Below are 19,363 nucleotides of genomic sequence, written 5' to 3'. Positions count from 1 at the left end.
TTACACGTGTAGTCAGCATGGACTCCTCTTAGTCGCCTCGCTTCGGTGTAGCGAGGCTTAGGAGGAGCGACAGCTTTGTTCTGAGAGTGCCCTCAGCGACAGCGACAGAAGGAACACGTATGGAAGTAGATGCTTTCTCGACCCTCCGCAGCGTTCGTAGGGTTCTTCGTCTCGTCTTCAGCGTTCTTCCGGTGTGAAACCGAGGTTTTGCTGCCGCCGTTATCGAGAGAGTGGACAACTAGCGATAGTTCTATGACACCCTCTCGTGTCGACCTAGTTCGGAAGGCTCCACGAGAGACTGATCACCATCGTAAATGATTCACAGACATTCGAAGAGCTCTACAATAACCCGACCGCGGATCAGCGTCAATGGCAGCTTTAGAACTCCGAGCCAAAGCAATCACGAGAAAGAGCGAATGAGCCACCTGCGGGGCCTGGTTGAAGCAAATCCGAGAATTCAGGAGTTGGCAATCCCCGAATTACTGCTCGAGGCGATCCGGATCCGCTCAAGGTTGGCGATCCCCGATTATATACCCGGTTCCGTTCTATCGGCCAGTAATGGAACGAGACGTGGAGCTCCGCCGTAACGGCCATCTGTACGAGATCGGGTCGGTAAACGACGAGGTGCTCGGCTCCCGTCAGGGATTCCCGGCATCGGAGGCCGGCTATCGGAAGACGCTCGATAGCGTGCTCGATATTGCAGGGCCGGATCTGATGGACGAGGTGGCGGCCTCGATCAAGGACCATATCCGGACACATGAGGAGCGTCCCGCCAACCAAGCCGTCCGGAAGGACGCACGGAAGCTCGTCTCGAAGGCCGGGTATCCCCCCGATGACTACCTCAACGCGGCGTAGGTGTGGGAGGAATCACGCACCGAATCAGACGTAGTTGTCGGAGGCCGCGACCTCACGCCGCTTTGTTCCCCTAGTTCTTTGAGATGATATTTCATTCTGAAGATATATCTATATGGTGTCTGATACTCAAGTAATGTATCGGTTCACCCCGGACGAAATCGATCACGAGCGAGCCCACCACCAAGCGGTCATTCAGGGAGCCGACGACCTGGACGTCAAGCGGATCGGTAACCTCGGCGAGCTCGCGTTCGAGCAGTTCTGTCGTGAGTACCTCCCCGTCGAGATGTGGGAGTGGGAAAACGAGGAGGCGATCCGGCGGTGTAACTCCGAGAGCTTCTCCGGGCACGACTTCGAGGTGTTCGGCTACACAGTCGACGTGAAGTCCTCACGTGACGTCTCTGCCTTTCTCCCCGAGTCACTCGTCGAGCGAGACCCCGACGATGATATCGTCGTGATGGTCTGGCACCGGGACAACGAGGACAGTCTGATGCGACTCGGGTGGGAGCGCCTCGAGACCCTGAAATCGAAGGTCGAAACGGAGGCGGCCTTCTCTGGCGAGTCCCCGGAGAAGCTCGACCACCTCGCGGCCCGACCGATGAACGAGCTGCTCGATCTCGGGCCCAATACCGCCCACATGAACCAGAAGCCGGAGAATCCGTTCTCGCCGGGGGATCGGGTGGTGAAGGCAAGCGACGCGGAGCCATCGGTGGGGATCGTCATTGAGGTGTTGCCACCGGAACAGAACACCGGGGCATTCGGGCACGAAATGGACGGGGAAGCGGTGCGGGTCGCGTTCCCGAGTTCGCTCGATGAAGGACCGGGTGCGTGGCGCGACTACCACCCCGCGATCCTCGCGTCGTACTGTGACGACCAAGACGTCAAGCTCTGGACGTACAAACATGAGAACCTCGCATTCGCGGAGAATCCATATGTGATGGGTGACAAGGTAATCAAAACCAGCCATAACGATCCGAACGTAGCCGTCGTGGTCGAAGGCTCCGAGGAGCGCAGCGATGACAACGTAACAGTCGCATTCTTAGGTGACTTCGAAGAGGAAGATGTCTCGCCGGGGAAGCTTACAAAGCACTGTGAGGAGAATGGAATCAAGTGCTACACGTACGAGTATTCGGAGCTAGATTTCTCAACCAAAGATTGATCCAGCCGCTGTAACATACTGGTCGCTTTGGCGAGAGGATTTTTATTTAGCCGTGAGAACTTCGATCCTGAATGAGAGTATCGACGGCAAAAGAGGAACTGCTTGATAAGGGGTTACAGATTGACCACGAGCAGTTTGAACAGCTCTGTAAAATGGTGATCGAGCGTGCGGAGCCAACTCGTGAACTTGAGCTAACGCCATTCCGTGGCGATGGTGGAATTGATATTCACGCGGTCATCGATCGAGAACTGTTCCACGCACGGCTTGGCATTCAAGCGAAACAATATGCTTCTGGAAACACAGTCGGAGCCCGCACCCTCCGCGGATTTAAAGGCGCACTCTCAGAGCAACAGTATCATATCGGAACGGTGATCACGACATCCTCGTTCACGTCTGGCGCCGAGACAAGCGCAAACCAAGATTTCATTCGGTTGATCGACGGTGACCGGCTCACGGACATCATGATCGAGAGCAGTATCGGCGTCGTTACAGACGACGAGTCATACGAACTCGATCCCACGTTCTGGAGCGCGTTCGAGAAGCCGGAGCGCACCGACACGATTCCGTCACTAGAAGTACCACAGGCGGACAATTTTGAGGTGATACGCACTGTCATCCAGGCGGTTGGAGTGGGCTCCGACACTAAACCCAATATCGCAGACTACGTCCGAAGACAGACAGATACGGACTCGTTTGATCCGAGGCAAGCGGATTATTACGGTATTGCCGCGTGGCTTCTCCAGTTTCTCCACAAAGAACAGGAGGTCGAAGTCGACAACCACACGATCCGCCGTTGGGGACTCACTCGCCTCGGTGAGGAATACCTCACGTACCTCGATCGTGGCAATCGAGAATCCGCAGATGATCTTCTCACACAACAGATCCGTGATGTCGAGATCATCTCCCGCGTATACGCTCAGCTGGAAGTAGACGGTACTCTCTCCCGACGTGATATTACGGAGATCCTCGCTGCCGAAACAGATCTCTCGGACTCAACCACTCGTCGACGTGCCCGAACCGTCGGACAGTGGCTTGTTCGCCTTCCAGAAATCACTACGAGCGGTCGAGGAGCCCAGCAACAATACGTTCTAGCCTCGGAACCACGTTGAGAGAGGTTTTCGACGACTCATTCAGTAAAGTCGGAAAGGGTCTTTCGCCGTTGCTCATCTGGTGGGACGTTTGTAATGAGTACTTCCGAGACTTCCCCGCGACTGCTGGCATCACTATTTATCGCACGAGTGGCGTCTACGTACCTGATCGAGAACGCGTCGTAGTCCTCGTATAATTCTGTAACCGGCGGCGAATTAGAGAGAATCACGGAAACACCCATCTCTGTGAGCTCTATAACCACATCACGAAGCCGCCGTTGGTCCTCTCGATCGAATCCAGCCGCCTGATATGAATTGAAATCCGCGGTTTTCGACACCGGTTCGTACGGCGGATCAAAATACACAAGATCGCCACTAGAAGCTTCATCGACGACGTAGCTGAAATCCGTATTGAATACTGCTGTGTCTTGGAGAACACGCGACGCCTTTCGGATCCGCTGCTCTTGTACCCAATCTGGATTTGAATACCGGCCGAAAGAGACGTTGAATTCGCCGTCACTGTTCTCCCGGTACAATCCGTTGAAACACGTCCGATTCAAGTATAATAGTAGGCTTGCCTCTCGGACCCTCTCGTCCTGTGTTAGAGTCGACTGGGTAAGGAGCGTATTGAACTCCGAGCGAGCGTCGTAGTAGTATTCTTCCGTATGCTCGTGTGTTTTGTTCTCGGTAATGAGGACGTCCGGTCGGTCTCGAACGATCTCATAAAACGTTGTTAACCGCGTGTTCAGATCGTTTATCGTCCCATCGTTAGGATCCTGATGAAAAAAGACAGCGCCACCTCCTACGAACGGTTCGTGATACGCCTCATATGAGATCGGAAACTGCGCCGTGATCTCTGAGAGAAGCTGGCGCTTCCCACCCGCCCATTTTAAGATCGGCTCCACCATTCAACATAGATCTCCTCGGTATTAGCAAAAAACTGTCTCGTTGGAGTAGCAGTCTCTCTCGACACTTGATCAGTCTTGTTGAGATGGCGTTTAGAGAGTAACTACTCTCCGAGCGCGACGACGATGTCGTCGATCGTGTAAAGACGTACATCGTTGCGCTCGGCGGCGGCTTCGCGGATGCTGTCCGTAAACCCGCTCCGAGAGAACAGCGCGTATTCGACGGTCCGCGTGCCACCGTCCGACGGCTGCCATCGGAGTTCCTCGACGTGCGTCTCCAGCGATGCCAGCGCGCTGTAGTCGAGTGGAGATTCCTGATACTTACACTCGCCCACGACGAGTGTGTCTTCGTCAGTGAGTCCGACGACGTCGATCTCGTGGTCCTGATACCACCACCCTCCGACATCGACGATCGGTGTCTCATCGTACAACGTCCACAGGGCCTCACAACACAGCTGTTCGAAGGCAGGAGCGACGAAGTCTGCCATTTCTGGTTCGACGAGCCGTTCGTAGGCTTCGTCGCCGAACTGCTCGTAGCGATCCGAACTCCCGTACAGGAACCGGAACCAGAACCGGAACAAGGGGTCACGCAGCCGATACTGACTTCGCTTGGATCGCTCCGGCTTCTCGGTCACCGGTACGCGTCGTTCGATGAGCCGGAGCCGCGAGAGACGGTCCAAATACGTCGATAGCTGGTTGTAGTCTATACCGGTCACGCCAGCGATCTCGTTGCGGCCGGTTGCCCCGCCGGCGATCGCTTCGAGGATCGAGAAGTAACGCGTCGGCTCCGTCAGTTCCATCCGGAGGACGTGCTCCGGCTCGTTGCGGAGTGACCCGTGACGAGTCAACACCGTCTGTTGGATGTTCTCGCCGAGCGATCGATCCGCGTCGAGTTCTTCGAGATAGTAGGGAACGCCTCCGAACACACTCCACGCACGCACGGCCTCGTCCGCCGTCGCATCGTCCGGAAGAAACTCCGTCGCGGCGTCGAACGAGAGTTCACGGAGGTCGAGTGTGAGAGATGTTCGCCTATATAGCGGGCTGTCTCCGAGCAGCGTCGCTTCCTCCATCATGCTGATCGACGATCCGACCAGAACGAACGTCGTCTCCGACTCGTCGAACTCGTGGTCGAACAACGCCTGTAACACCGACGGAAGACTCTCGTCCTGCTCGATCAGGTACGGAAACTCGTCGAGGACGACGATCGCGTTCTGGTCGGCCAGATACCTGAACAGCCGCTCCCAATCGGGACGAATGTCTTCGATACCAGGAACTGTGTCAGCCGCAGCCTCGACGAACTGTTCCAGTTGGAGCTCCCGCGTCTTCTGTCGTGCCTGATAGAAGACCGCGTTCTCTCGTCCCTCAAGCGCCTTTGTGACGAGTCTCGTCTTTCCCAGCCGTCGCCGCCCGTACACGACAGCGAGATCCGCGTTCTCCGAGTCGAAAAGGCTGTGAAGCCGATCTAACTCCTCCGGGCGGTTCACGAAGTCTTTCATGGCGCTGAGTTAGTGGGTCTGAAATAAAAATATTCTGAATAATCATATTCTGGAATATCATATCTAGAGATATCATCGACTGAGGATTCAACCAACGCAAAATTAGAATAGATCCGAGACCAGACATATACGGCGGCAAGTCTGTTGGAAATACTACCTTTCGTCCCAAATTACGAAACGATTTTATAAGTTGTTTGCCTCATTTGAGAAAATATAACAATAACTTGTTATTTCTGGGTGATCTCACATTTCATAGATGGTGGCGAATTTGTAGAGGTTCAACAGAGTCCCTTGGCTATAAACGAGATTTTGGGTTAGCGAAACAATGCGGGTACAACTTAGCCGTAAATTCGGTTAAGCAGAATACGGTCCGCGTCAACATCGATAAATTCGATTGTCTCGCCGGACGCACCGAGTTTCGCACAGTCCTCGAAGATCAGAATGTCGACGGCATCGTTGATGTGTGCCCTAATCTTGGAGCCAGTACGCTGATAGCCGTAGAGACGTGCGATCTCGAGTACGAGATCCTCGCGTGTCATCCGGGTACCTGCTTCGAGTATCAGATGGCCTGCCCGTGCGAGCTCTTCAAGGGGAATCTCATCAGCAGACCGACTCGCAGTCCCAGTATTAGTTCGGAGTGTAATCGTGTTGGGGCGCTCACCGGGCCAGATAACGCCGTCGTGAAGACACACCGCATCCCGTCGGTTTTGCTTGCGCGCTGTCTTGTTGAGTGACTGGCGGATATTCTTCCCGAGACGGGTGATATTCCACCGACTAATGAGGGCTCGGAATATTGTTTCTCGTTTCTCGGGCCCGAATTCGTCGACGACGTTCACAAGTGTCGACGCAACACGACGCGACGACACATCGTCGAAGGACTTGTCACGACGTGTCGCTACCTGTGGTTCCTGCCAGTCAGTGGTGTATTCTTGGATACCACTTCGTTCGTCTTTTGGGATGGCATCAACAGTGACCTCCGCTACCTCCGTCGAGACGCCACCATCAGCGACGGGACTATCCGCGATGAGTTTCTCGACCTTCGATTCGATGGCTTCGATTTCGCGGCCCTTGTTCGAGGCCCAATCAGGCGACCAGATGCGGTGAATTGTCCATCCGAGATCCTCTAGCACGGCCTGGCGCGTCCGGTCTCTGTCACGGGCAGTTTTCGAGGAATGGTAGGCCGCGCCATCACACTCGATACCGAGGACGTACTTGCCTGGTTTGTCCGGATGCCTGATTGCGAGGTCAATACTGTAGCCGGAGCTTTGGACCTGTGTCGAGACATCTAAGCCGCGATTCTCCAGTGCTGTGTAGACGGCCTCTTCGAACTCGGAGTCGAATTGGAGGAACTGTGTCTCCGAGTCCGAGCGAGTCAATGCGTCTTCGCCGTGCTTTGCGTACTCGAGATAGTGTTTGAAGTCTTCAACACCGCCCTTATCCGTGCGCTGGAGGTCGATATCGCCCAGCTGAAGCGAGGAGACCACTTGGATATGCTCTTTGGCACGCGTCACGGCTACGTTCAGTCGGCGTGCGCCGCCCGTCTGATTGAGCGGGCCGAAGTTCATCGAGATCTTGCCGGCCTCATCCGGTCCGTAGCCGACGCTGAAGATGAGCGCGTCCCGCTCGTCTCCCTGGACGTTCTCCAGTGGTTTCACGAAGAAGCCCTCGAGGGCGTCATCCTCCGAGACGAACGCATCCAACTCGGGGTCTTGGCCACGCGCTTCCTCGATAGTATCTCGAATGGCCTGTGCTTGTGCAGAACTGAACGCAACGACACCGAGGCTCTTATTCGGCCGCTCCTGAAGATGCTCGCGAACCAATTCCAGGACGCGGTCCGCCTCCGGTTGGTTCGTGCTCGATCCACCTCGATCGTAGAGGCCATCCTCGACGTAAACGAAGTCAACACCCATCGCGTCGTCGGCGTTGTTATCCGGGAACGTCCGAAGTGCGCCGTTGTAGTATTTCGCGTTGGAGAACTCGATAAGCTCGTTCGTCCGGCTGCGGTAGTGCCAGAGCAACCGCTTCTCGGGAAGAACCGTTGAGGCCTCATCCAAAATACTCTCGAGGTCCTCGCGCACACCATCAGCGGTTTCGACATCCGCCTGGAAGAACGATGTCGGGGGGAGCTGTTTGCTGTCGCCCGCGATGATTACCTGCTCACCGCGGATAATACTGCTAATGGCGTCTTGTGGCATGATTTGTGACGCCTCGTCGAAGATGACCGTATCGAACTCAATCGAGCCATGTCGTACGTACTGGGCAACCGAGAGGGGGCTCATCATGAAACAGGGCTTGAGTGTCGTGATGAGCGTCGACACCTCATCGAAGAGTTCGCGTAGCGGCATGTGCTTGCGACTCTTCTGGACTTCGCGGCGCAGCGTTACCTGTTCGGAGCTACTCGCATGCTGGAGTTCCGTTTGCGGGCGTCGATTTGTGACGCGATGTTGAATCTCGGCTTTTGCGTACTCGCGTTGCTGTTGGTCGAGATACCGGAACTCCTCGAGTAAATCGTTGTACTCCGTCGCACTGAACGAGTCGAAGCCGGTCTCAGAATATATTTCGTGGAGCCACTCCGTGTAGAAGTTCCGCTTGAAGGTATCGATGAGCGTCTCGGCTGCGTGACCTTCTGCAAGGTATCGCTCTAGGAATTCACCCGCCGGACTCTCCAGAACATCGTCGCGTGTGTCTTGATACTGAATCCACGACTGCAGTTCCTCGATAGTATCGTATCGAGCGGTAAGCCAGAATTCGACCGCATCCATGGCTGCCGTTTCGATATCGGCGTCGTTAATCGAAACCGCGTCGAGATCGAAGACATCCGCGAGATCGTTTCTTGCTGTCTCCCAGTCACCAAGGACTCCATCGAGGCGCGTCGCAAGCGCAGCTGTCTCGTCGACATCGCGTTCGAGGACTAACTCATCTAGGACGTCTGCGTCTACGAGATCGTTGGCTGCGACGGCAGCCACCCACGTCTGGGTGTCCAATACTGTCTCCCAATCCGTTGTCGGCCCATCGTAGAGATGACCAAGTTGGGCCATCATCGCATCGTACTCCTCAAGTTCGTCTTCGAGGGTATCGACGCGCATCAACGCCTTCGTGTCCGATCGAAGTCCCTCGATACCCGGCTGGTAGCCATCAGCTGCGTGTGAGAGAATGCGTTTTTTGAGTCGACGGTACGAGGGACTCACATATCGGAGGACACCGTAACCACTCAACTCGCCGTGAAGTTCGGTGGCATCCGTACTAAAGATCGATTCCTCGTAGTGTTCAGTGAGATCACTTCGCTTCTCGGTGAGTTCACGGCTCTTCGTCGCGAGAGACTGAAGACGATCGTTACGCGCGTAGAAGTCTCGTTCAAGATGTTCTGGCGTCAGGACCACGTCCGGCATGTCTACCAGTAACGTAACGAGATCATCAGCCGCACTCAGGTCCGCTATTGAGGACAGCGACGTGTCGAGGAACGATTCAGCGGCCTCCCGTGTTCGTTTCAGGTCCTCAAGCGTCGTAATAGCCTCCGAGATCGTCGTCTCGACTGACTCGGCGGTATCAATCTGCCAGCGTGAGATAGCGACGTGTTGCCAGGGATGGTTCCCGTCACGGTTGAACTCGTCTTCGTAGGATGCAAGCGATGCGAGCTGCTCTTCAATCGACTGGATCTCCGATTGACTGTACGTAGTTGGCTGTTCAAACGAGGCATCGATGCGGGGACACTCATCGCGTTTGGAGACGATCCCAAACGCTTCGTACGGTGTTATGTCTTGACCCTCAGGTTGGTAGAACAGCTTGTCCTTATACTGATTGAGCGTTCGTCTCGTCGTTTCCAGTTTGTTGACGACACTATCCCGTTCACGCGGGTGTTGGAGTGGATCGGCGTTGAGCTCGCGACCGAGATCTTCAAGCACCTGTTTCTTGCTCGCTTTCTCGCCGTGGGCCTCCAAACAGAAACGCCCGAGATCATTATCGTCTAAACGGTCTTTGACAACGTCGAGTGCGGCCTGTTTCTCGCTGACGAACAGGACGGTTTCGTCGGCAGCCATCTTCTCCGCGATGATGTTCGAAATTGTCTGACTTTTGCCAGTCCCGGGTGGGCCCTGAAGGACGAAACTCACGCCGCGCTTGGCTGCTTCGATAGCCTCTTGCTGGCTCGAATCGGCGTCTAGAACCTGATACGTATCGGCAGGTGACACCTGTTCGTCGAGCTCCTCCGCACTCGGTGTGGCAGCAGGCTCGGGCAACGCGTCGGGATTGCCGTTAATCGCTTTGACTAATGGATCGTCTTTGATGGCCTCCCGATTTTCTTCGAGGTCGGCGTAGAGGCCGAACTTCGAGAAGTCGAAGATACCCAGTATTACTTCGGGCGCGATACGCCAGCGGTCAAAGCCGCTGATAACGTCATCAACATATGCGAACGCCGTTTCCAGTTCGTCAAGCGAGAAGGCCTCATCCGGCGCGAGGTGAATACCGCGTTCCGCGCTCAGCAGCTTCCGGAGCGCGGGATTGATTTGTACATCGGCATCTTCGCTTGTGATCTCGTAGTCGTGACGGTCGGCGTTTCGGTTCGTCTCTTCTTCGAGCGTGACTTGGACGAGAAAGAGCGGCGTACGGAGCTCCGAGTCGCTATGGTCGACGTCGTACCATCGGAGTGTCCCGAACGCTATGAAAAGCGAGTCAACGCCCCGCTCACGGAGGAAGCGTTTCTCTCGCAGGCGAATGTTGTTGAGTGAATTCTCTGTCGCGCCGTTTGCCCGAATAGATGCCACCTCGTCCGTCCCCAGCGTGTCCGGGTCTGCGGGTGAACCACCCTCCTCGTCTTGTGCTGAACGGCGAATGTAGAGGGGGTCACGGTTGAAGATCGTGTTCGCAACCGTGAGTGGGTCAGCACGATGGAACGGAAGTGACTTCGTTTTCGTTGCCGAGAAATTGACGAGGTTGCTCCGCCGCGTCAAATCTAGGAGCTGTTCCTTCCAACTGTTGATTTTCTTATCGAGCGGGTTGGACGCCGTCTCAGTCTCGTCTGTTGTGGTGGCCGTCTGATCGGTCGCACGCTCGATTGTCCCGGTATCGAGGGTAGTGTCCCACATCGGCGCCACGATGTGGCTCCCTGTGGCCGTCTCCGAGTCAGACGCGGTATCGTTAGCTTCCTGCTCCGAAGGGGTATCAAGGAGTGAGCCGACAGTGCCCTCGCCTTCCGGATTACCCGTGTCTGCCGTGTCATTGGCATCCCCAGATGTAGCTGGCTCGTCCCAGTTAGCATCCGCATTATCAGCGCACTGCGTACAGGTACGGCCCTCGTGCTTCATCCACCGCGGCAGTGTCCGCTGGCACTCGTCGCATACAAACGTCTGCTCACTCATGATAGAAGTCGGATGGGATGTATAGATAGGCCAGTATGGATATATCTTTCTAGCTAGTGTAGTGGTATTAGGAAGAGCCTACTCTCCGGTTCTTCGAAGAACACGATAGTTGATTCACTGCGTTCGTACCTCCAGACAATCACTTACGGTGAGTTGTCGCTTCGACCAGTCAATGAGCTCCCAGTCCCATTTCTCGCTCATCGATCACTCGCATCTTCACGTCCATACTCTGCTTTGACATCCTCGCTGGAGTGTGTTTGACCTTCCTTAACGTGGACTTCGCTTGCAGCGATCGCCTTGAGATCCGCGCGGTTGAATTCGGGATGTTTCACCGCGTCACGAAGTACATCGCGGACGAACTCGCTACGGCTGTTGTACCCGAGGTCTTCCCACGTTGCGTCGACATCGGCGAGAAACGTCTCCGTCATTCGAATATTGACCGTCGTTTTTTCGGGCGGCGAACTGGCTTCGGACATACTATTGTGTTGAAATTGTGTGGAAATAACCATTACGGCAAATCAGATATTGCTGAGATATCCCCGCCGCTGCTCCATCTTCTCACGCTGACTCCGCCGGTCATAATGCTCGTCAAGAACGCCCGGTGTCACATTCGCACGATCACTGACAACCTCTTTCGGAACATCGCTGTTCAGGTGGTGAGTGATCCCACCACGGCGGAGAGCGTGTGGACTCACAGTGGATTCGGCGACGACACAGACCCGTCTGTGTGAGGATCCACCGTCCTGATCTGTTGGTGGTCTCTGAACGTACGTTCCGTAATATATCCCGTGTTAAACGACATGTGTTGCCCTGTACTGACCGACTAAGACCGTAGAAAACTGTTAACTCAGGAAATATCAACGGATCCGGTTATTCGTTTTCGAGAGCGTCGTAGATGTCCCGGTTCGAATCTCGGTCGTTGGCTGCAACCCGTCGAACCAGTTCCCGCCGGATATCCTCCATCACGTTGTCAAGCGGAGATGCTGTTTCCGTCCCTTCCTCGGTGGCCATACCTGAACGGACGCTTCGAAGGCCGTTAATCGTTCGGGTCCGATGAATCGCCGGTCAGCCGGTCTAGCCCGTACCGGACGAGTTCGTCTCGCCACTCATCGATCTCACCGGCCAGATCCAGCTCCTCGGTGTGGGATCGCAGATACTCGGTGGTATCCTCCTCATCGACGGCCGCTTCGTCGGTGCCGAACTCTTTCAGGATCGTTCTCACTTCGTTGTCGTACTCGAACCGGTACCCGTTGAGGAAGTAGAAGACGACCGTCACGTTGAGCGCAGTCCGTTTGTTCGCATCGACGAACGGGTGATTGGCGACGAGGAGCCGGAGGAGGTGATACGCCTTCTCGTGGATGGTGTCCGGTGCGGAACCGAAACTGCCCGCTTCGATGTAGTTCAACGCGAATTCGATATCACCACGCGATCGAACACCGGCGGGCGTGTCGGGGTACTCCGCGACGACGTCGTCGTGGATGACGACGACATCTTCGACGGACGGGTACCACAACGAGTCGGCCATTCGCTCCAATCTCGATACTGCACCAGTGTAGATGTTGCTATGATGAGGCGGGTGAGTGATATCAGAAATCACCGTTTTCAGGACGGCGATTTCGACTGTCTCACGCCTGAAAGGTCGATTCGTTCGACAGCCGATGTAGCGCCCGTCATACCCGCTTTCTCACAGATATTTCCTCGACAAAGATGGATACGCCATAGATGTGATCTTCTCTCTGTTTTCGCCACTTTTGCCCGGAGCAACCGGAACGTCTAGATCTGGGTTCGATACGTCGGGCTCATCAGGAAGATCGTTTTACTATATATCAGTCAATATCGGTAGCAACTGATACTATTCGATAGTGGCCGCGCGATACTGGAGATGAGACGTATAGTAATCTATTATAAAGCTGTTTAATAGACTCTCGTCTCCAAACACCTGATGTCACGTGATTCGGGGCGTCAGGCGGACACGGTATCACGTCGAAAGTATCTGCTCACGTCGGCCGCGGTCGGGGCGGCCGGCCTCGCTGGGTGTAGTGGCGATAGCGGGAACAACAGCGGCGGCGATGGCGGTGATGGCAGCGCCGGCAGCGCCGGCAGCGCCGGCAGCGACGGCAGCGACGCCGAGGGCGAGAGTGAAGAAGCCGATTCGACGGAGTCCGAGTCGGTGAGCACGGCGACAGTGACGGCCGAAGGGTCGTCGACAGTGTACCCCATCTCGAACAAGGGGAGCTCCTACTGGAACTCGAACTCACCGGCGAGTGACGGCGAGTACTGGGGGGCCAACGACGAGTCGTCGGTCGCCGGGTGGGACCAGATCGAGACCGACATGAACATCGCCGACTACTTCGCCAGCCTGTACGGCTTCGAGGCGTCTGGTGAACGGTCGAACCCGCCGTTCGCCACCCGCGTCGCGCTGAGCCACTCGGGAACCGGCTGCGAGGCGGTTCGAGACGGGCTCGTCGACATCGGGAATTCTTCCGGACCGATCACGGCGGAGCTCGACATCAGCGAAGAGGAGCGAGACGAGAACTACGTCGACCACGTCGTCGGCCGCGACGGACAGCCGGTGTTCGTGAGTCAGGCCATCTACGACGCCGGTGTCGAACAGCTCACCGGCGAGCAGATCCGCGGCATCTACCAAGGCGACATCACCAACTGGAGCGAGGTCGGCGGCCCGGACAGCGAGATATTCGTGGTCGGCCGCGCAGAGGGGTCGGGCACGGACACCTCGTTCCGGCTGAACATGCTCGGCGACGCCGACGCGCCGATGGATGTCGACAGTCGCTTCGGACAGAATCAGCAGGTCCAGCAGGTGCTCCAAGACAACGACAACGCCATCGGCTACATGGCGCTGGCGTTCTCCGGGTCGGGTATCCAAGCGATCGGCATCGAGTTCGAGGGGACGCTGTTCGAGCCGGACGCCGACGCCGAGAACACCATCTTCGACTCTGAGTACCCGCTGAACCGCGACCTGCACATGTACACCCGGATCAACGACGAGACGCCCGATGGCACGGACATGCGCGAGGCCGCCTTCCTCAACATGTTCCTGACCGAGTTCGGCCAGCAGACGTTCGTCGAGGACGTCAACTACATCACGCTGCCGACCTCGGACATCGAGGCCGAACGCGAGAAGCTCCCCGATCAGGCGTAACTCCTCGGCCGCGCGGACGTTCGCTTCGCGGCCCGACCCCATTATATGTCACTTACCCCCCAAACCGATTGGCGCGCTAGCATCGAGCGACGGCTGACCAGAACGCAGGAGTTCGTCGATGACACCGACCCGGAGGCGCTGGCAGTGGTCCTCGTGTCGATGGGGTCGCTACTGGCCGCGTTCGTCGGGTTCCTCCTGGCGTCGCCGTGGACCGCCGTTCCGCTCGGCGCGTTCCTGATTGCCACCGGCTACGGCTGGGCGCGTCATCAGGCGCTCGTCGCCCGCGCGGTCACCTTCGCGATGACGACGGTGACGCTCGTGACCCTCGGGCTCATCGTCGTGTTCATCTTCGCCGAATCGATTCCGGCGTTTCAGTACGAGACGGCGAGCGTGTTCGGCGTCTCCGTTCCGGGACTCGGAATGTTCACACAGGCCCGTTGGGACGCCGTCTCGGAGCCCGTTCGCTACTCGCTGCTCCCGATGATTCACGGGACGGTAATGGTGACCACCATCGCGACGCTCGTGGCGGCCCCGCTCGGCGTCGCCGCGGCGCTGTTCATCGCTGAGATCGCACCGCCGCGAGTCCGCGAGCTCGTCAAGCCGGGCATCGAGATACTGGCGGGAATTCCCTCGATCGTCTACGGGTTCATCGGGTTCACCATTATCAACCCGTGGGCGGGCGGCGCGTTCGCCCTCAACGGCGGCTCAACGTATCTGTTCGTCGGGATTGTTGTCGGGCTGATGGCGTTGCCGACGGTCGTCTCCGTGGCCGAGGACGCGCTCACGAGCGTCCCGGACGTGATGAAAGACGGGTCGCTCGCGCTCGGGGCGACCGACTGGCAGTCGATGACCTCGATCACGCTTCCCGCCGCGTTCTCGGGTGTCTCAGCGGCCGTCCTCCTCGGTGTCGGTCGAGCCATCGGCGAGACGATGGCTGCGACGGTGATGTTGGCCGGGATTCCGCGGATCAGCGAGCCGCTCGTGAACGTCTTTTACGGCTACGAGACGCTCACATCGCTCATCGCTCGCGGCTACGGCAGCGCGAACGGTGTCCACGAGAGCGCGCTGTTCGCTGCTGGCGTCGTCCTGTTCGTGACCGTGTTGTGTCTGAGTATCGGCTCACAGTACATCGAGGCGCGTATGCGTCGCCGTCTGGGAGGTGTCGAATGAGCCGCGCGACCCAGAGTGTGCTCGTCCGGGACGACCGCACGCTGTACGAGGCCGTCGCCGGAACTGCGGTCGGGCTCTCCGGAGTCGCGTTTGCGGTCGGCTTGGCGGCACTGCTGGGCGTTGTCACGATCGACGACCCCGTTGCCGGCTTCGAACTGTCGGTGGCGTTTGGCGCGGTGCTACTCGCGCTCGGAGCGTCAGTCGTTGGTTTCGGGGTCGCCTCACGGTTCGGGTACGTTGACGCGGCACCCCAACCCAGCGCGGGGATCGTCGCCGCGGCCGCGTTCACGGGGATCTGGTTCGCCGTGGGCGCGATCGTGTCGGGAGCGGTCGGGTTCGGGACCGGCGGCCGGCTCGGAGTCGGGGTGATCCTCGGCGGGATCGCGTTCGCGGCGACCGCGTTCCCCCGCGAAGATATCGGATCGACGGTCCCTGCGGGGGCCGTCGCTGGCCTTTGCGGCCTGTTCCTCGTCACCGGCGTCGTCGGCCCCGGGTGGAAGCAGGTGCTGGTCGGGTACAACGCGGCGCTGTTCGGCGATACCGTCGTTCCGCTGATCGTGTTGTTCGCCTCGCTGGTGGCCGGTTGGAGCGCCGCGAAAGCGTACGGCGGGTTCGGCGCTCGGGGACGGAACGTCGGTGCGTACGTGCTCATCTACCTCGTCGTCTGCTCGATACTGGTCGTCCTCATCGGGCTCGTCGGGTTCGTCACAGTGAATGGGCTTCCCGGGCTGTTCAACGGGTTCGGTGTCGGTGGTGCGGCTCTCATCAGCTGGCCGTTCCTGACCAACGGTGCCGGGCTGTTGGCCGATATCGCAGGCGTGTTCCCCGCGCTCGTCGGGACGGTCTGGTTGGTCATCGGTGCCGTTCTCTTCGCCGTGCCGACCGGCGTCGGCGCCGCCGTGTTCCTCAGCGAATACGCCGAACAAGGCCGGTTCACGGGTGCCGTCGAGGTGGCGACCAACGGCCTCTGGAGCACGCCGAGCATCGTGTTCGGCCTGTTCGGTGCCGCCTTCCTGATCCCGCGCTTCGGCAATCAGAAATCGCTGATAGCCGGAATGTTGACGCTCGGGTTCATGCTGTTACCGTTGGTGTTGATCACGAGCCGAGAGGCGATACTCGCGGTACCCGACGAATACCGTGACGCCAGCGCGGCGCTCGGTGTCTCCAAGTGGCAGACGATCCGCAGCGTCGTCCTCCCCGCGGCGATTCCGGGAGTGACCACCGGCGTCATCCTCGGTGTCGGACGCATCGCCGGCGAAACCGCCCCTATCCTGCTGACCATGGGCGGTGGCGTCCTCCCGGCGAAATCGGCTGCCCCCAATGTGTTGAGCGGCTTTCAGCTGAGCGCGTCACCACCGTTCGTCAGCAACCCCGCGTTGTTGGAGGCGACGAGTGCGCTGCCGTATCAGTTGTACGCGCTCATCACGGCGGGGCTGAGCGGGAACATCCAGAACCCACAGGAGTACGCGTGGGGACTGGCGCTGACGCTGCTGCTCGTCGTGTTGGTCTTCTACGCGGTCGGTATCGCGACGCGCTACTACTTCAGACGGAAACTTCACCAATGAGTCAGACAGACACCGCAGAGACCACGGCGAACCGCACGGACAGCCAAGGAATCTCCACGACCGCCGGCGAGACCGTCGAGGAGACGCGTCCGGAGTGGACGAGCTACGAGGCCGGCGGCGAGACGAAACTCGCCGTCGACGACCTCGACGTCCATTACGGAGACGACCACGCGCTGAAGGGCGTCTCGATGGACATTCCCGAGCAGAGCGTGACGGCGCTCATCGGCCCGTCCGGGTGCGGGAAATCGACCTTCCTCCGGTGTCTCAACCGGATGAACGACCGTATCCGCGCCGCCAATGTCGACGGAACGGTCGAGCTCGACGACGAAGATATCTACCAAGACGGCGTCGATCTCGTCGAACTCCGCAAGCGGGTCGGGATGGTGTTTCAGAGCCCCAACCCCTTCCCCAAGTCGATCCGCGAGAACGTCTCCTACGGACCGCGGAAACACGGTGACATCGAGACCGGACTGCTCGCCAAGCTGACGGGGCGTGCGGAGCCAGACCGCGAGGAAGCGCTCGTCGAGCGGTCGCTCGAGCGGGCCGCGCTGTGGGGGGAGGTGAACGACCGGTTAGACGATAACGCGCTCGGGTTGTCCGGCGGCCAACAACAGCGTCTCTGTATCGCCCGGTGTCTGGCCGTCGACCCGGAGGTCATCCTCATGGACGAGCCGGCTTCAGCCCTTGATCCGATCGCCACCTCGAAGATCGAGGATCTCATCGAGGACCTCGCACAGGACTACACGGTCGTCGTCGTCACCCACAGCATGCAGCAGGCGGCCCGGGTCTCCGACCAGACCGCCGTCTTCCTCACCGGCGGCGAACTCGTCGAGTACGACGACACGGAGAAGATCTTCGAGAACCCCGAGAGCCAGCGCGTCGAGGATTACATCAGTGGGAAGTTCGGGTGATCGTCGTGCCTCGAGAAGAGTATCGCGAGTCGTTGGACGAGCTCCGGGCCGATGTCGAGGCGATGGGCAAAAGCGTGCTGGGTCAGCTCCTGCGGGCGCTCGAAGCGCTCGAGAGCGACAACCACGGGATGGCTCACGAGGTGATCGAGAGCGACGACCGAATCAACCAGCAGTATCTTGAGCTTGAAAGCAACTGCATCGACCTTATCGCGCTCCAACAGCCCGTCGCTTCCGATCTGCGGTTCGTCGCCGCGTCGTTCAAGATCCTCACCGATCTGGAACGGATCGGTGACCTCGCAACGAACCTTGCCCGGTACGCCCTCGCCGGTAGCTCGGAAGTCACCTCCGAAGTCCGGATTCAACAGATCGGCGAGAACGCCTCCAGTCAGGTCCGAGACGCCATCGACGCGTACGTCGGTGCCGACTCCGCGGCGTGTCGAGCGATCGACGAGCGTGACGACGAACTCGATGCGTCGTGTCAGAACGCCAGCGAAGCCGTTGTCCGCGAGCTGATCGCCAGCGAGTCCGATCGGTGGGACATCGAGCAACTGCTCGACGACGTGTCGCGAATACTGCTCACGATCCGCGATCTGGAACGAATCGGTGATCACGCCGTCAACATCGCTGCGCGCACGCTCTACATGAACGATGGTGAGCCCGAGCTGATCTACTGACCATGGAGACCAGAAAGCTGCAGGAGGTCGGCGGCGGCACGTTCACCGTCTCGATTCCGAAAGGATGGGCGACGAACCACGGCTTCGAAGTCGGCATGCAACTGCAGTTGTACACCCATCGTGACGGGTCGATCCTCATTCGGTCCTCGAACGCAGACGTCGACTGTCTGGACGAAGCAACGGTCGAGATCGACGGCGGCGGTACCGAAGCCGTCACGCGTGCCGCCCGAACGGCCCATGCGGTCGGGTTCGAGACGATAACGCTGCGTCGGGCGGGCGGGTTCTCCGACGCAGAGCGCAAAGCCGTACAGTCGACGGTTCGGGACCTCGTCGGGACGAATATTCTCAGTGAATCGGATGCAGAGATTACGATCAGACACCTCTTGGACACGTCGTCCGTCTCCGTCTGCCAGTCGATCGTACAACTCCAGTACGTGGTCGGTTCACTCCTCCGCGACGCGACCACCGCGTTCGTTGACGCCGCTGACACACACGCGAGAGTCCGTGACCGTGCTGACGAAGCGCGCCGCTCCGCGGAGATGGTCACGCGGCACTTCTCGCGGTCACTGGTCTCGCACGCTGAGCTCGACGCGCTGGGTGTCTCCCGGCCTGAGCTGTTCGCCTACTACGCTCTCGCTCATCGTCTGGAAACCGTCGCCGATCAGGCTGTTCGGATCGCGACCACCGGAGAAGAACTCCCCGAGCCGCCCGCAGACAAGGTGGCCACAGACATGCATTCGGTGGCCGACGACATCGCGGGCGCCGTTGATAACGCGGTAACCGCCGTCCTCGACAGGGACATGACGAAAGCACAACGAGCGAGGAGCCAATGTGACGACGCCGTCGAGGATATCGAGGCGGTCGAACGGCGTTTATATGACGAATCAGTTGGATCGGTGCCCGTGGCAGTCGCGCTGTCGAACGCGCTCTCTCACCTCCAACGGGCGGCTGATTGCGGTCGCTATATGGCCGACACCGCTGCGAGAACCACGATTCGCGCCGAAAACATCGATATCTGACGGTCCGGGG

15 protein-coding genes and 1 pseudogene are annotated in these 19,363 nt (G+C 58.5%); 9 read left to right on the top strand and 7 right to left on the bottom strand.

The features are described 5' to 3' along the window. The first annotated feature begins 558 nt into the window (after positions 1–558). From ACP96_RS10920 to ACP96_RS10910, 3 genes are all read left to right on the top strand, one after another. Positions 559–855 (top strand): hypothetical protein, encoded by a 297-nt coding sequence (locus ACP96_RS10920; RefSeq protein WP_050033327.1) that lies wholly within the window; start codon positions 559–561, stop codon positions 853–855. A gap of 133 nt (positions 856–988) precedes the next feature. Further along, complete coding sequence (locus ACP96_RS10915) at positions 989–2,011, top strand: hypothetical protein (protein WP_050033326.1); 1,023 nt, start codon at positions 989–991, stop codon at positions 2,009–2,011. Positions 2,012–2,082: 71 nt separating this feature from the next. Continuing rightward, positions 2,083–3,120: a restriction endonuclease gene (locus ACP96_RS10910; RefSeq protein ID WP_050033325.1), complete on the top strand. Its 1,038-nt coding sequence runs from the start codon at positions 2,083–2,085 to the stop codon at positions 3,118–3,120. 17 nt (positions 3,121–3,137) lie between these two features. Here the strand turns inward: ACP96_RS10910 and ACP96_RS10905 are convergent, their stop codons facing one another. From ACP96_RS10905 to ACP96_RS10885, 7 genes and pseudogenes are all read right to left on the bottom strand, one after another. Beyond that, positions 3,138–4,007, bottom strand: a complete 870-nt coding sequence (locus ACP96_RS10905) for a DNA adenine methylase (protein WP_050033324.1) — start codon at positions 4,005–4,007, stop codon at positions 3,138–3,140. 101 nt (positions 4,008–4,108) lie between these two features. After that, positions 4,109–5,500 (bottom strand): ATP-binding protein, encoded by a 1,392-nt coding sequence (locus ACP96_RS10900; protein ID WP_050033323.1) that lies wholly within the window; start codon positions 5,498–5,500, stop codon positions 4,109–4,111. A gap of 338 nt (positions 5,501–5,838) precedes the next feature. Then, the gene (locus tag ACP96_RS10895) at positions 5,839–10,854 is read right to left on the bottom strand and encodes a DUF4011 domain-containing protein (protein ID WP_050033322.1); all 5,016 of its coding nucleotides are present in this window, start codon (positions 10,852–10,854) and stop codon (positions 5,839–5,841) included. A 197-nt stretch (positions 10,855–11,051) separates the two neighbouring features. After that, the gene (locus ACP96_RS17710) at positions 11,052–11,330 is read right to left on the bottom strand and encodes a ribbon-helix-helix domain-containing protein (RefSeq protein ID WP_082222504.1); all 279 of its coding nucleotides are present in this window, start codon (positions 11,328–11,330) and stop codon (positions 11,052–11,054) included. Positions 11,331–11,372: 42 nt separating this feature from the next. Further along, positions 11,373–11,555: pseudogene (locus ACP96_RS19525) on the bottom strand (tyrosine-type recombinase/integrase); the annotation flags it as partial. 169 nt (positions 11,556–11,724) lie between these two features. Next, complete coding sequence (locus ACP96_RS19225) at positions 11,725–11,865, bottom strand: hypothetical protein (protein WP_200895680.1); 141 nt, start codon at positions 11,863–11,865, stop codon at positions 11,725–11,727. 25 nt (positions 11,866–11,890) lie between these two features. Further along, positions 11,891–12,379 (bottom strand): type II toxin-antitoxin system death-on-curing family toxin, encoded by a 489-nt coding sequence (locus ACP96_RS10885; protein ID WP_050024675.1) that lies wholly within the window; start codon positions 12,377–12,379, stop codon positions 11,891–11,893. Between the two features lie 417 nt (positions 12,380–12,796). On the opposite strand from ACP96_RS10885, the gene ACP96_RS10880 reads away from it, so the two are divergent. The 6 genes from ACP96_RS10880 to ACP96_RS10855 are packed head-to-tail and all read left to right on the top strand — an operon-like array spanning position 12,797 to position 19,353. Beyond that, positions 12,797–14,014, top strand: a complete 1,218-nt coding sequence (locus ACP96_RS10880) for a substrate-binding domain-containing protein (protein WP_050033320.1) — start codon at positions 12,797–12,799, stop codon at positions 14,012–14,014. Positions 14,015–14,059: 45 nt separating this feature from the next. Further along, entirely contained in the window at positions 14,060–15,184 is a 1,125-nt protein-coding gene (gene pstC, locus ACP96_RS10875) for a phosphate ABC transporter permease subunit PstC (protein WP_050024671.1), read from the top strand. Then, positions 15,181–16,749, top strand: coding sequence for a phosphate ABC transporter permease PstA (gene pstA, locus ACP96_RS10870; protein WP_050033319.1), 1,569 nt, complete (start codon positions 15,181–15,183; stop codon positions 16,747–16,749). Before pstC ends, pstA begins: the two co-directional genes overlap by 4 nt. Beyond that, a complete protein-coding gene (pstB, locus tag ACP96_RS10865; protein WP_050033318.1) occupies positions 16,746–17,660 on the top strand; it encodes a phosphate ABC transporter ATP-binding protein PstB in 915 nt (304 codons plus the stop codon). The genes pstA and pstB overlap by 4 nt, the downstream gene beginning before the upstream one ends. Beyond that, positions 17,657–18,334, top strand: a complete 678-nt coding sequence (gene phoU / locus ACP96_RS10860) for a phosphate signaling complex protein PhoU (protein WP_394296549.1) — start codon at positions 17,657–17,659, stop codon at positions 18,332–18,334. The genes pstB and phoU overlap by 4 nt, the downstream gene beginning before the upstream one ends. Before the next feature lie 2 nt (positions 18,335–18,336). Further along, a complete protein-coding gene (locus ACP96_RS10855; protein WP_050033317.1) occupies positions 18,337–19,353 on the top strand; it encodes a phosphate uptake regulator PhoU in 1,017 nt (338 codons plus the stop codon). Positions 19,354–19,363 lie beyond the last annotated feature (10 nt).

The organism is Halorubrum halophilum (genome assembly GCF_000739595.1).
GTDB lineage: Archaea > Halobacteriota > Halobacteria > Halobacteriales > Haloferacaceae > Halorubrum > Halorubrum halophilum.
This window is presented reverse-complemented; position numbering and strand designations above follow the sequence as displayed.

What these genes read in the sequence shown, in the direction of transcription:
- ACP96_RS10920 (WP_050033327.1), top strand. Translation starts at nt 559, where the DNA reads ATGGAACGAGACGTGGAGCTCCGCCGTAACGGCCATCTGTACGAGATC.
- ACP96_RS10915 (WP_050033326.1), top strand. Translation starts at nt 989, where the DNA reads ATGTATCGGTTCACCCCGGACGAAATCGATCACGAGCGAGCCCACCAC.
- ACP96_RS10910 (WP_050033325.1), top strand. Translation starts at nt 2,083, where the DNA reads ATGAGAGTATCGACGGCAAAAGAGGAACTGCTTGATAAGGGGTTACAG.
- ACP96_RS10905 (WP_050033324.1), bottom strand. Translation starts at nt 4,007, where the DNA reads ATGGTGGAGCCGATCTTAAAATGGGCGGGTGGGAAGCGCCAGCTTCTC.
- ACP96_RS10900 (WP_050033323.1), bottom strand. Translation starts at nt 5,500, where the DNA reads ATGAAAGACTTCGTGAACCGCCCGGAGGAGTTAGATCGGCTTCACAGC.
- ACP96_RS10895 (WP_050033322.1), bottom strand. Translation starts at nt 10,854, where the DNA reads ATGAGTGAGCAGACGTTTGTATGCGACGAGTGCCAGCGGACACTGCCG.
- ACP96_RS17710 (WP_082222504.1), bottom strand. Translation starts at nt 11,330, where the DNA reads ATGTCCGAAGCCAGTTCGCCGCCCGAAAAAACGACGGTCAATATTCGA.
- ACP96_RS19225 (WP_200895680.1), bottom strand. Translation starts at nt 11,865, where the DNA reads ATGGCCACCGAGGAAGGGACGGAAACAGCATCTCCGCTTGACAACGTG.
- ACP96_RS10885 (WP_050024675.1), bottom strand. Translation starts at nt 12,379, where the DNA reads ATGGCCGACTCGTTGTGGTACCCGTCCGTCGAAGATGTCGTCGTCATC.
- ACP96_RS10880 (WP_050033320.1), top strand. Translation starts at nt 12,797, where the DNA reads ATGTCACGTGATTCGGGGCGTCAGGCGGACACGGTATCACGTCGAAAG.
- pstC (WP_050024671.1), top strand. Translation starts at nt 14,060, where the DNA reads ATGTCACTTACCCCCCAAACCGATTGGCGCGCTAGCATCGAGCGACGG.
- pstA (WP_050033319.1), top strand. Translation starts at nt 15,181, where the DNA reads ATGAGCCGCGCGACCCAGAGTGTGCTCGTCCGGGACGACCGCACGCTG.
- pstB (WP_050033318.1), top strand. Translation starts at nt 16,746, where the DNA reads ATGAGTCAGACAGACACCGCAGAGACCACGGCGAACCGCACGGACAGC.
- ACP96_RS10855 (WP_050033317.1), top strand. Translation starts at nt 18,337, where the DNA reads ATGGAGACCAGAAAGCTGCAGGAGGTCGGCGGCGGCACGTTCACCGTC.